Here is a 13,314-nt window from a genome sequence, read left to right as displayed (position 1 = left end):
TCCTCATTATTTAGAATGTTGCAGATAAACCAATTGAATATGTACGGAACATTGGATAAGTCATACCCGGCCCCCAAGTTGCCGATGACAATCCGATAGCTTCCGGATCATAAATACGCAAAGGAGAGAATGTCAGAAGATTTTCACCAGATACATAAACACGAAGTTTCTTAATAATTTTGCTCACCCTCAGATTTTGAGGTAAAGTATAACCAATAGTAACATTCTTCAAACGCAAGTATGCCCCATTTTGAAGATAATAATCATTCACCTGATTGTTTGCAGCATCCGTCCGGGGACGAGCGTAATAAGCATCCAGATTCTCACCAAAATAGTTATCTGCATACCTGAAATAATCCATATGTTCTTTGGCTATTGGACGGTCATAGGCATCTCCTATACCATCAAAGTTACTAGCTGTAAAATACAAATCTCTTTTACCGATACCCTGCCAGAACATACTGAAGTCGATAAATTTCCACACCAATGAACCACGAAATCCATATTGATATCTGGGAGTAGAATTACCAATCACATCTAAGTCGCCACGATTATCCCAAGTATTAGAACCATTGTCAATTTTGCCATCATTATTCAAGTCCTCATACATAAAGTCACCACCTCCCCATACTTTAGAAAAAGCGCTTTGGTCGTGTCCGGCTGCAATCCATTCATTCATTTCATCATCATTCTTAGCAATACCGTGCACCCGATATCCATAAATATCACCAAAATGTTTACCTGTAAAAAACTTACCTTCTTTCAATGGTTTATCGGCAGAATCATACTTCAGTATCTTTTCAGTATAGTCACTCACCGAAGCGCTAATCTCATAACTCCAATCGGAATTAATACGATCACGCCAAGCTATTTCAAGCTCCCATCCTGTAGTACGAAATTCAGCATTGTTTGTATCAGGCACCTCTGCTCCAAAAACATTAGGCAACGCTTTGGCAGGACCAACCATCTCCTCCGTAGTACGTTGGTACCAGTCAAAAGATGCACTCAAACGATTTGACAATAACGCGATATCAAGACCTAAGTCTATCGTTTTAACTGTTTCCCATGTTATACTGGTAGAAAATGGCTTCGGTGCAAGAATACTCCCTATTTGAGAACCATCAAAAGTATATGAGGGAGTCCCAGTTTCTACATGTTCAAAATATGGATATATATTTTTTGTATTCTGATTACCCAAAGAGCCATACGATGCTCTAAGTTTCAACATATCAAATCCTTTATCTCTCAAGTTTTCAAAAAAGTTCTCCTGAGCAATATTCCATCCGGCCGAAAAAGAGGGAAAGTATCCCCAACGTTGATTCGAAGGAAAACGGGAAGCAGCATCCGTACGGAAGTTTGCTTCCAATAGATAGCGGTCATTCCATGAGTAATTAATACGAGCAAATATACCGAGAGTAGCCCAATCGCCTTTACTATTGTAACCAATAAGATTACTTTCACCAGAAGTTGACGGAAGAAATGGAGTATCATCAAGAATAACTCCCGTGCTTCCCACGGCTACTTTGTTAGTTTTATAGTATTCAAGTTGTGTACCCAGCAACACTTTAAAATAATGTTTACCAAACTTTTTCTCATAATCCGTTCTGGCATTTGCATTATAATAAGTTATATGCGTATTCTGCTCCTCATACCAACGGTCTCCAGCAGCCGGTTGTATATCAAAACCACCATCTTTGACCTTATAGTCTCCACTACTAAGTCCCTTGAAAACAGGTATATATCTTTCCTCTCCGTTAGGTAATACTTCTTGTAATTGTTTAATCTGACGAGTATAAGTAGGCGTTTCAATACGGTTAGAAAAGTCAACGTATATTTTCCAGTCCTTTACCGGTTCAATAGTTAACTTAAACTGGTTGTAGAATAATTGATTATTAGAAACCTGCTGCCCTCCATCACGCAACGCCGGAACAAAAGAATATGCATTATAATCACCGTTTGGCATAGTTAGCGGAGTTGTAGGAAACAGTTTACTTAGATTTCTAAAAAACAAATCATTCATAGCAGAAGGTTTGTCAGTAGTTTCAGACGTCAAACGTGTATTCCATGCAAATGAAATTTTATCATTGATTGTGAAGTTAAAGTTACCATTCACAGAAAGTGTATTATACTCATCTTTCATATAGTTATATAAACCGTTTTGTTGGTAATATCGTCCCGAAACATAGTATGTCAACTTATCATTGCCACCACTTAAATTCACATTATGTTCCTGAGAGTAAGATATTTTTTTCAGGTAAACATCATACCAATTTGTATTGGCCCATGTTCCACTTTCCCATTCCCAATCATCCATAATCGTTTCACCACGAGGTCCTGTACCCCATTCTATATGTTTATCATTACCATCTTTATCATACATCTTTTGTCCTTGCTGATAAGCTAAAATCTTGTCCAGCATACCCTGTCCAAAAAGAGCACCGCCACCAGCATTCTGATTAGCATCGTTAGAAACCAATGCGTGTGTATATGAATCGACCATATGAGGAGTATTCAACGGATTTTGCATACGGATATTTCCGCTATAAGTGACAGCAAGCCCTTTCTTACCTTTCTTTGTAGTAACCAAAAGTACACCGAACGGAGCACGTGAACCATAAATAGAAGCAGCGGCTGCATCTTTCAACACTGAAATATTCTCAATATCATTCGGATTTACCAGAGACAAATCACCTTCAATACCATCAATCAACACCAAAGGGTCTCCTTTGGACGATGTCCCTACTGTACCCGTACCACGAATATTTATATTCATTTTTTGTCCGGGGGCTCCTCCATTATCATTCGTAATACTCAAACCTGCTACAGCTCCTTGCAAGCCAGAGACGACATTGGTTATCGGGCGTGCATCCAGTACTTTTACATCAACACTTTTCACTGCACCTGTCAGATTCTCTTTCTTCTGCGTACCGAATCCAACTATAACCACTTCATCAATCATCTTTGAGTCTTCAACCAATTTAATACGCAAACTGTTTTTATCTCCTACTGATACTTCTTGTTGGGCATATCCGATAAAAGAAAAAATAAGATTGGATTTTCTACTTGGTACTTTAATCGTAAAATTACCATCTATATCAGTTATTGTACCTGTTGTACCATCCTTTAGAGTAACATTTACACCCGGAAGCCCCATATTCTCACTGTCGACTACTATCCCTGTGATTTTTAATTCTTGTGCAAAAACTGTTGTTGCACAAAACATTAAGCAACACAAAAATAATTTAATAAATAGACTTTTCATTTTGACATAATATTAGATGATGTTTAATAATTTCCCTTCTGAAAAATGACATACTTCTTCACACAGGAAGAGTCACCTGTTGTAAAATAGATATAAGCGCGACGATCCTTAACACTCGTATTTACTTTTACGCTTGAAGTTGTAGTAGAATTACCTCCCCCAAAAGTAGGTTGCGGATTTGCGAGCCAGGTTATTGAACCTGTTGCTGCCCATGCTTTTTGCTTTGAGAGCTTCCAGCTTGCATTGGATGTAATATGGAATATAAAATCAAAAGCCTCTTTATCCAACACAATTGAATCTCCTGTTTTTTGAAGAATCTTTTTAGAACGAAGTAGGGTATCGACATCCAAATTAGTTCTGTCAAGAGGATAAGCTTTGAGAACGACACCTGACGCATCTTTGACTTCAATCTCCATGGTAATTTCTTTTTTAGAATTAGAGTCATCATCGCAAGCCCAGAAAAAAAGAAATAGCATTGCAAAAAATAGTGGAATAATAAATTTGTTCTTCATAATAATTAAAATTAAGTTCACTTCAAATTTGGGAACAAAAGTATGCAGACACTCTTCTTTCGACATCAGACAACGTCTAAAATATATCATAAATCATATATAATGCTCTAAAAGCTAAAAACAAACAATATAATAACAATACCTAACCACATGTTTTATCAGATTTAGCAAATTTCTGACTTCTTTGAGACAATAACGGAGTTCACCCCACGAAACGATTCGGATATTTGCATCCAGAAAAGACAATGATAAACTGTCTTTTTTATAAACCGATTTATTAACCATATTATTTTTTTATTATGAAGAAGATTACATTATTTTCAATGCTAATTTCATTAGCTATCACTAACGCTACATTTGCTCAAGAAAATGTAGACGTAACTCCTGCTAAATTTGTATTTGCTAATCAGGAAGTAGGACCTTTTGTATATGATGGAGTGGCAGAAGCAGAGTATACTACTAATGCAACAGCTAAAAATCCTGTTTATAAAAGTGATGCAGGTGGTTATACCTACCTGATGGGATGGGGAAAGTTTAATGTCAAAAACGGTATAGATCAAGGAAATACTCCTTATATGCGTACTATGAGTAACATTATAGACTTAGGAGGAGAAGTAGGTAAAGTACTGTGTTTTAAAGGGCATGCATGTACGGACGAAGTATTTAAATACGGTATTAAACCGAATGCAAGCCAACTTGTTGGTGATATAGAATGGCCAGCCATGGCACTCTTTTTAGGATATAAAATGAGTGGTGCTAATTATCAAAATAAAGAATATAAAGCACGTTTATCCATAACATGGAGAATTTGTCTCCCGGCAGACGATTATTCAGATGATTCTAAAGCATTTGCAATACGAATGAATGATTATAGTATCAATACCAAACCATTTAATAACTATGGTGACGAATTACTTGCTTATACCTATGAAACGGAAGATGCTGATACATGGTGTACACAAGAAGGGGATTTCACTTTCAATGGTGATGATGAACAAGTGCCCCTCCTCATCAAATTCTCATTCGATAAATTTGTAACTACGAGTGCTTTATTAATTAAAGAAATCAAAATAACAATCAACCCCACCGGAGAGCCCGTCACAGTAGCACACAAAACATTAACGATGAATCCAGCACCAACTGCTATTCAAAATCAAACAGTTTCTTCATACAATTATTCTGTAACTGGTAATAACCTATACATTGGTAATCTGTCTGGTGAAAAGATTACAGTATATAATACTTTAGGAGCAATGATTACTTCATTTACTGCTACGCAATCTACCGAAAATATCTTATTAAAAGATAACGGTATCTTTATCGTGCAAGTAGGTAATGAAAGATTTAAAGTATCTAAGTAAAAACTAGAATTAAAAGAAGTTCGTCAATTCTAAATTCCGGATTGGCGAACTTTTTTCATAATAAACTATATAAAAAAAATGCTTATGAAACGACACATCTTGTTTTTCTTTCTATTATTAAGCGCCGTATCCTCTTTTGCACAAATAGAGAATTATGCGTTCAAATTTACGGATTCAGGAAGTATCAATTGCGGTTCTATCACTTCATTAAATAATAAAGATACATACACCCTTCAGTGTTGGATATCTCCTTCAGTATGGACACAAGGAGCCTGCATCTGGAAACGAGGTACTGAAACAGAGTTTATGGGATTGAAATTGGGAAATGAAGGAACCCTTATCTACAAGGCAGGAAATCAAGAATTGCCAATCACATCAGAAGCACTTAAAACTAATGTCTGGACTCAGATTACAATTATGCAATCACAGGAAGGGATCAATGTATGGATCAATAATATGAAAGTAATTTCCAATGCAACGGCTATGAACATTCCCGCCAGTGAAGCAGATGTAGAAATTGGGCACAATTATACAGGACGCATCGATGAAATACGTTTCTGGAATACCAATATTGATACCAACTATCTCTTATGGCAAAACACAGTGAATTCTTTCCATCCTAATTATCAAAATCTGGTAGCATATTATAAAGGAGATCAAAAAAACTGTATACAAAAACTATATGATTATACCAATGTCCATCATGGTAAACTAAATGCAGGAGTTACCCGGGAAAAGGTGACAGACAATCCATATTTTGAATACAAAATATTAACCGCATACACCAATATTACACGTTTTTTTGATCGTAATATCCAAAAAGAAAATTACCTGATGGCTAATGATATTATCATCTTAGGTATTGAAACAAACAACAAAGGAGAAGCCTATTTATCTACCCCTAACAACCATGCAACAATTATCAATGGAACATATCTGAAAGATTTCAAGGAACACTCTGGTGTATTGTCTCTACAAGGAGAAGGTGCACAAATAAATGCTGGTCTAAGGGCCTTACACCCAGAAGACGGATGGTACAAAAAGAAAAATCAATATTCCCTCTTAACATGGATTTATCTTGAAAAATGGACCCAAGGTGCTTATTTATTCCGTAAAGAACGTTCTGCAACGGAAGGTTTTTCTGTACGCTTGGGAAATGAGGAGAAGCATGAGTTAATTGTCAGGTTGAACGGAACAGATTATATTTGGAAAGATTTAGGAACAACAAGTAAACCCTATCTCAAAACCGGCGAATGGATACATATCGGTATAAGTACCTCAACTGCAAGTGCTACCAGTGCTGTTCCGGGAAGAGAAAAGCAATTATTCAGGGTAGGTTTTAATGGAAAATCTCGTTTTCCTGACGAAGGGCCATCAATAATTCTCGATTCTGATCTATCAATTTACAGCGATGTTCCCCTAATTATCGGAGAAAATTTAAATGCCAAACTAGATCAGACCACCGTATGGCATCGGGAATGCAGCTCTGATTATATGAAAAAAGAGATGGAAGAAGGAATGGCAATGCCTTCCATCGGAGGCTATATTGATGAAGTATATGCAGCCTGTGCCACGACCTACTATCAATATGATGATCCGGAATGGTTAGGATATGACTCCTTCTCAACGGACGAATTCATAAAAATTATGCGTTCCGCTTTCGAAGGAAGAACCGGCTATACCATGAGACTGGGTATCTCAGGACATGATAATTGGCAAAACACGTTAGGAGACGCTGCTAAACGTGAAAAAATGGCCAATCAGATAAAAGAGATAGTAGATGCCACCAAAGTAGATGGAGTAGAGACGGATATGGAATGGGCTTACTCTAATCCGGGAGTAACCAATTATTCTAATCTCATCGCTTTATTAAAAGAGAAAATGCCGGATAAAATTGTTTCATCTTCACCTCATGCCGTAGCTTATAACTTAAACCAAAATGCGATTGATGCTGCTAATAGATTCTCATTCCAGGTATATACCAACAGGCAGTTCTTCACAATGGATGGATTCAAAAGTGCATATAATGGTATTAAAAATAAATATCCTAAGAATAAAATTGTACTCTCTTATGGTGCAACTACTTCAACAGGAAGTACCAGTGGAGTAGAAAATGGCTATAGAAGTGTCATCGGTTATGATCCCCGTCCGGACGTCACAAGTATAACAACTCCCGATGGAAATAATTATCTGGTATGTAGTGTCAACCAGGTAAAAGAACGAGCTCAATTTGTTATAGACAACGATTTGCCAGGACTAATGTATTGGGATATGGGGAATGACTTAGCGGCAACAGACGAATTATCACTGTGTCGCGCCGTGAATTTTGTAATGGCATCCAATGTAGATTACCTCTATACAGATGAGAATATGCCAACTGGAGTAGAAGCAGTGCACCAAAGCAACAAACAGCACATTGTTTATCCTAATCCGGTAAATGATTACTTCACCTGTACATTGCCTAATGATGAACGAATTGTGAACTTGTCTATTTATACGCCCGAGGGAAAGCTCATCACGCAAAAATCATATTCGGAGGAAAACTCTGTAACGCAAAATTGCCAACAATTGGAACGCGGCATTTATATAATCTCGGTTTTGAATAGTAAGGGAAGAAGATATTCTCAGAACCTCATAAAGAGGTAGGATAACAACGTCTTTTTTCTAAATAGGATTAACAGTAGTCAAAGAAATAGTAATTCGGGTTATTACTGTTAATTCTTTTTTCATACATTTAAAACTCTATCAATATACAACTACCATGAAAAGAATCATCCTGTTACTTATGTATGCATTCATTGCAGGAAGAGTAATGAATGCCCAATCTTCACAGCCTCAATTACCCGATTTTATCCACACAACTTATTCAGTAGGAGGATCATTGCATAACACAAAAGAAATAGAATGCTCAGATTATGATACATTTCAGTTTATTTACCTTATGGCTGCTCCACAATGGAATGAAATAGATTTCGATGTATCAATGGATAGCATATATCAACATGCTAACTTATTTGAGTATGAAAAGGCACCTTATGGGATGCCTCTTGTTCCTCAAATGATCAATACCGCTCATGAAAAAGGAACCAGAGTATTACTTTCTTTTGCAGGAGAAGGTTTTAATGCGATTGTTGAGAATACTTCCAGGCGAAAAAAGTTTATCAATTATATGATACGGCTAATAGATAAACACAATTATGATGGAATTGAGATAGACTGGGAAACCGGAGTGGAATTAGGCTTGCATGCGATCTTTATACATGAAATTCGCACTGAACTAAACAAACTGTCAATCCTCAAAAATAAATACTATTACTTAACCACCGCCCTTCACTATTTCCAGCGATATGACCAAAAGTTAGCAAATAAGGTCAGTAAAGATGTGGACTGGATTAATATTATGACTTATGATATGGGAGGAGGCATATGGGGAAACACTGCCACTCATAATACTCCGTTAGCAGAGATCAAAACATCATTAGAACATTGGAAAGTGTTCAGCCCGAAACAATTATGTATCGGACTCGCAAACTATGGTTTCCGATACAAAAACATTATGCCTGGGCAGAAGATAGAAGGTAAATTAAATCAGTATGGTCAATACTTCAGCTACAACGATTTTCTACCTCTTCTCAATCAAGGATGGAAAGAAGAATATGACAAGACCGAACAGGTATCCTATTACTTCTCTCCTGATCAAAAAGAATTCATCACAATGGAAAACCCGTCTACAATCTTAGAAAAGATTAAATGGATTACCCGACAAGGTTACAGAGGAGTATTCTGGTGGGAGTTTCACTACGATTTCATACTACCGGATGATTCTGCTACTACGGGTAAACATCATTTAATTGATATCGTTTCCGGTTATCTCAAACCAAAATCATCCGTTCAATAATAACTTAACACGATAAATTATCTCTTCTCTTTTTCCTCCTGAGCATTCTGGCGAAATTGAGAAGGGGTAACCCCCTTTGCCTGTTTGAATACCGAACTGAAATAACGCTGATAACTGAAACCTGCTTGTTCGGAAATCTCTGTTATGCTCAGATCGGTGTTCAGTAGCAAATCAATAGCTTTGTCTATCCTGAATTTGTTGATATAATCATTCACCCCCATATCAGTTAATGCCCTTACTTTATTATACAAACTTGCCCGACTCATTGCCATATTATCAGTCAAGAACTTCACATCTAATTCCGGATTATCGATATTATCACAAATCAACTTATTCAATTTCAACAAGAATCGTTCATCTACGTTACTAATAGTACTCTCTTGGGCAGTTGGTAATAATGAACTGTCTCTATAACGCAGTTTTATCTTTTCCCGGTTTTTAAGAATATTCTTCAATACGGTTACAAGTAGTTCTGTTTCAAATGGTTTTGGTAAGTATGCATCAGCCCCCATCTTATATCCCAGCATATTACTTTCCGTATCATTTCTCGCAGTTAGTAAAACGATTGGTATATGACTAATATCCAAATCATTTTTAACTGTTTGGCACAATTCAAATCCATCCATTTTAGGCATCATAACGTCGCTAACAATAATATCCGGCATGCGGTTTCTGATCACTTCCATTGCTTCACAACCATCCATTGCCGCATAAACATGTAGAAAATGTTCTTGCAGAATTTCCTGAAGAAACTTATTCATATCCAGGTTATCTTCAACAATAAGCACGGAATATTTTTTTGCACCAGATGTCTCCGGTTCTGATTTTACAGGATCTTCCAAATGCAACAACTCATTCAGATAGGGTTTAGGTTGACAATTAATTACGGTTGTCATCCCCTGCAAACATGGCAAATCGAAATAAAATGTAGCTCCCGGAGCTTCACCGTTATCAAATGCACCAATTCTTCCCTTATGCATTTCTATTAATACTTTTGAATAAGAAAGTCCGATTCCGCTACCACTCCGCTCAAAATTCCCCCGGTAGAAACGGGTAAATAATTTATTTGAATCAACATCTTTCAAGCCAATACCCTGATCACTTACTGCGACTCTCACCATTTGTTCCTCACGTAAGAAACAAGTGGAAATAGTAACTAATGTATCCGGAACACTATATTTAAGAGCATTCATTAATAAATTAGACAAGACGATCTCACATTTCGTCCGGTCAAAAGATACTTCAGATATATCATTGTCAAAATGATAATCTATACGGATATTTTTTGCAGAAAACTCATTCAGGAAATCATTTCCAATATCATTGATCCATTGATTCAGATTATGAGATTCAAGTCGTAAAGAATCTTGTCCGACTTCCATCCTACGCACATCCAGAACCATATTAATCATCTCTTTCATTTGGCGGGCACATTTAAAAATCCCAAACAGTTCTCGCTTTAAATCGGGATTACCTATATTTTCTCGTTCTAAAATTCTTTTCAGAGGGGCATAGACCAATGTCAAAGGTGTCCGCAATTCATGACTCACATTGATAAGAAAGCGTATTTTCTCTTCATCAACTTCCTTTTCATGTTCTTTCATTTTCCATTTCAACTGGTTTTTATTTTTGCGGATAATCATATAAGCAATAAAAATGACTAAGAAAATACCACATAAAACACATCCGCCAATAAACCAGCCGGTTTTCCATATTGGTGGAATAACCGATATATGTAGTATGGACACCGGGGTACTCCAACTACCATTTTGAGAACTGCACGATACCATAATAGTATAGTCACCCGGCGATAGAGATACTAAGTTCAAAGAATGATTATAACTTTCAACATACTGATTATTAATTCCTATAATATTGTACTTAAATATTTTCTTTCTGAAAACATCTGTCTCCTTAGTATCCAGTTTTATTTCTATGGAGTTGGTATTCCAAGGTACAGTGATGGAATTTTCATCGCTTCTATTTACTTCACTCAAGCGGGATACTCCATTGACTACAACATCCACCAGTCTCACAACCGGAAGAACATCTGACTCAAAAACTATATCCTCATTAATACAAATCAGACCATTATTCCCTCCTAAATACAAAGTATTACTATCAGACTTATACAAAGTCATAGGAAACAGTTCATTAGGATAAGCACCATCAGATTCACCCAAAATAATAAACTTATTCTCAACCGGGAAATAACAAAACAGCATATTCTGTGCCCCCACCCAAAGACGCCCCCGATCATCATAACGCAAAGAAGAGACACTGTGAAATAAAGCTGTCTCTATTTTTTTCATCGTATGGTCTGAGAGATCAAACTGATACAGCCCCTCGTATGTACCTATCCAAATAATATCTTTCCCATTATAAGCTGCAGATACCAGATTTAAACTTCCATGATTATCATATACAACTTCTGATTTACCAGTATTACAGTCAAGCTTTAAAATATGATATTGTCCAAGAAGGTAAGCAATCGAATCACCGGTTGTTATCTTCTGAAGTAGTTTGCGATAGTAAATATCAACATTATCGGTAGTAGAAAAAGTTTTTGAAAGCTTATCATAAATATAAATATCCTTTCCTAATATCAGGATCTTATCCTGCATACATTGATCTAAATACACGGAACTTCCAGCAAGGCATTCTTCGGCATTTATAACTGGGTCAACAAGAAGAAACGGAGTTAACTGACTTGTCTTCTTATTAAATAAATAAAGTCCCTTTCCAAAGAGAGAAACAAGCAACTCATTTTGAGAATAACCAGTAATGGAAACAACCTTATTAGAATAAGTTCCCAGATGATGAGTAAACTTCCGCACATTGGGGTTATAAGAGTTAATCCCTCCCCCATCTGTACCAATCCATAATGTTTTATCAGTATCTTCAAATAAACTAACTACAACTTCATTACTCAAACCATAAGGTACATTTAACGGAACATTTTTATAAGTCCGGATAAAAACTTCCTTAATCCTTAATAAGCCTCCTCTGATACTTCCAGCCCAAAGAGTATTATCAGCATCATTGTATAAACATAAAATAGAGTTTTCCGGTAAAGAATAGGAATTACCTGGTTCCTCCCTTATAACCTCTATTTCTCCATTTTCCTGATTGTATATATTAATTCCACCACCATCTGTAGCTACCCAGATTTTTCCATCACGCTCAATTATATCTAAAATAATATCATTGGTTAACTTGGAGTTGTTTTGTTTTATATGGAGCACTTGTTGCCCTTCAAAGTTAAAGCAGAATAATCCTTGTTCATATGGTGACAACCAAAGTTGTCCACACTTATCAACATAAATAGCTGTTATATCTTTTTTCTTAATAAATGAAATTTCTTCCAGCATTTGCTTTTCTGTATCATAGACATAAATTCCATCATATCGGCTGGCAAGTATCAATTTATTATTCGTCCATCTCAAGATATGGTTATATTCTATTTGAGGTAGATTGTTTCGTAAAACAAGTTTTTCAAGTTGTTTTGTTTTATATCGATAAAAATATGACTCACCAAACCCTCCAAATATGATTCCGTCGGCATCACAATGAAAGGAATACACTGGAACAGATTTATTATCTAATAAAACCGGGATAAAATTATCATATTCTCTATCATAAATAACCAATCCTTTAGATGTTCCAATCCATATGTTATAACAGGCGTCCTCGGCAATAAAATTAATATAATTATCCGGCAAAGAATTAGCAGATCCCTGATGATAATAACTAATCAATTCATATTGAGTAAACTTATTGAGTCCATTTTTCGTACCGATCCAAATTGTACCATTATGATCATTCAATATACACAAAACCGTTGACTGTGACAATCCTTGTTCAGTAGATATCTGCTTAAAGCAGTAATCTTTAAAGTTACCTTGCGCTTTACAGAAATAGCAAAGCAACAATAAAATCAATGCCAGGATATATTTCATACGTCCAGTAATAACCATAAAAATCTAACAATTAAGTATATATAAAACCGGGAGTTATTTAGATGTCAAAGATACAGAAAATAAATATCATAAAAGCATCTTATAAAATCTAATATATATATTTAAATAATATCATATACTAAAATTTATCCGTAAATAGAGTCTGATCTCAATAAAGCAAATCATTCATCATTGGAAGTATAATATCAAACTAACTACAATATACGACCAAAAACATATAAAGGAGAAAAAGTGTACTTTCTCCTTTATATGTTCCAGCTATGAATCTATTTCATTATAAAAAAGTGACGATATACAATCT

The 13,314-nt window shown here is 35.9% G+C and carries 6 protein-coding genes; 3 read left to right on the top strand and 3 right to left on the bottom strand.

What is annotated here, in order from left to right; genetic code table 11:
- Window positions 1–10: 10 nt before the first annotated feature.
- Window positions 11–3,262, bottom strand: coding sequence for a TonB-dependent receptor (locus tag HCG69_RS16165; protein ID WP_221650893.1), 3,252 nt, complete (start codon window positions 3,260–3,262; stop codon window positions 11–13).
- Between the two features lie 23 nt (window positions 3,263–3,285).
- The gene (locus HCG69_RS16160; protein ID WP_221650892.1) at window positions 3,286–3,774 is read right to left on the bottom strand and encodes a hypothetical protein; all 489 of its coding nucleotides are present in this window, start codon (window positions 3,772–3,774) and stop codon (window positions 3,286–3,288) included.
- Between the two features lie 299 nt (window positions 3,775–4,073).
- Between HCG69_RS16160 and HCG69_RS16155 the strand changes: the two genes are divergently transcribed.
- The 3 genes from HCG69_RS16155 to HCG69_RS16145 all read left to right on the top strand — a co-directional run bounded on the left by HCG69_RS16155 (window position 4,074) and on the right by HCG69_RS16145 (window position 9,033).
- Complete coding sequence (locus tag HCG69_RS16155; RefSeq protein ID WP_221650891.1) at window positions 4,074–5,135, top strand: hypothetical protein; 1,062 nt, start codon at window positions 4,074–4,076, stop codon at window positions 5,133–5,135.
- 84 nt (window positions 5,136–5,219) lie between these two features.
- Entirely contained in the window at window positions 5,220–7,781 is a 2,562-nt protein-coding gene (locus tag HCG69_RS16150; protein WP_221650890.1) for a LamG-like jellyroll fold domain-containing protein, read from the top strand.
- 115 nt (window positions 7,782–7,896) lie between these two features.
- On the top strand, window positions 7,897–9,033 hold the full coding sequence (locus HCG69_RS16145; protein ID WP_221650889.1) for a glycoside hydrolase family 18 protein: 1,137 nt from the start codon (window positions 7,897–7,899) through the stop codon (window positions 9,031–9,033).
- Between the two features lie 17 nt (window positions 9,034–9,050).
- Here HCG69_RS16145 and HCG69_RS16140 read toward each other — a convergent pair whose 3' ends face one another.
- On the bottom strand, window positions 9,051–12,992 hold the full coding sequence (locus HCG69_RS16140; protein ID WP_221650888.1) for a hybrid sensor histidine kinase/response regulator transcription factor: 3,942 nt from the start codon (window positions 12,990–12,992) through the stop codon (window positions 9,051–9,053).
- Between the last annotated feature and the right edge of the window lie 322 nt (window positions 12,993–13,314).

The organism is Bacteroides sp. K03, assembly GCF_019734355.1.
GTDB classification, from domain to species: Bacteria; Bacteroidota; Bacteroidia; order Bacteroidales; family Bacteroidaceae; genus Bacteroides; species Bacteroides nordii.
Note: the sequence above shows the minus strand (reverse complement) of the source record. Positions and strands in the feature narration are given on the sequence as shown.

Excerpts from the sequence above, each read along its gene's own strand:
- HCG69_RS16165 (WP_221650893.1), bottom strand. The coding sequence starts at position 3,262 with ATGAAAAGTCTATTTATTAAATTATTTTTGTGTTGCTTAATGTTTTGT.
- HCG69_RS16160 (WP_221650892.1), bottom strand. The coding sequence starts at position 3,774 with ATGAAGAACAAATTTATTATTCCACTATTTTTTGCAATGCTATTTCTT.
- HCG69_RS16155 (WP_221650891.1), top strand. The coding sequence starts at position 4,074 with ATGAAGAAGATTACATTATTTTCAATGCTAATTTCATTAGCTATCACT.
- HCG69_RS16150 (WP_221650890.1), top strand. The coding sequence starts at position 5,220 with ATGAAACGACACATCTTGTTTTTCTTTCTATTATTAAGCGCCGTATCC.
- HCG69_RS16145 (WP_221650889.1), top strand. The coding sequence starts at position 7,897 with ATGAAAAGAATCATCCTGTTACTTATGTATGCATTCATTGCAGGAAGA.
- HCG69_RS16140 (WP_221650888.1), bottom strand. The coding sequence starts at position 12,992 with ATGAAATATATCCTGGCATTGATTTTATTGTTGCTTTGCTATTTCTGT.